The 483-nt window shown below is 48.9% G+C and carries 1 protein-coding gene; it reads left to right on the forward strand.

Annotated elements, in window-relative coordinates; translation table 11 throughout:
• Positions 1 to 60 precede the first annotated feature (60 nt).
• The coding region (locus tag A3754_RS28710; RefSeq protein ID WP_156496837.1) for an inovirus-type Gp2 protein at positions 61 to 483 on the forward strand (423 nt) is incomplete at its 3' end.

Genomic DNA, 483 nt, shown 5'->3' on the forward strand with positions numbered 1-483 from the left:
CTGGTTAATTAATACACACCAGCTAATTCCTATGGATTCATTACATTCAAGGAGTTAGCAATGAGACGTCGTCACCCAGACAATACCCACCTGACTTACCACCACTCAGGCCCCTGGAACGGATATGAGGTTCAACTACAGAGAGGGCCATTATTCATTCCATACCTGGAGCGTATCCACCAGACCATGCATCGAGCTATCCATAGTCAGGCAAGCACTATGGCAGTGAGGGTAGATCTCAATCTTCCTGAAAATGGGTATGTACAATCTGGGGATTGGTTTGGTTCCTTCATTCGGTCTCTAAAAGAACAGGTGGATGCGGAGCTGGAGCGACGTAAACGCGAGGGTCGATGGGTGCCTGATTGTAAATTGGGTTACATAGGCGTCGAGGAGAAGGTAGGAGGTCAGCAGGTTCATTATCATGCCTGCTTGTTCCTGAATGGTGAGATCTATCGTGGGCTAGGCGAGTTTCCCACAGGGAGG

It is taken from the genome of Alcanivorax sp. HI0083, assembly GCF_001635175.1.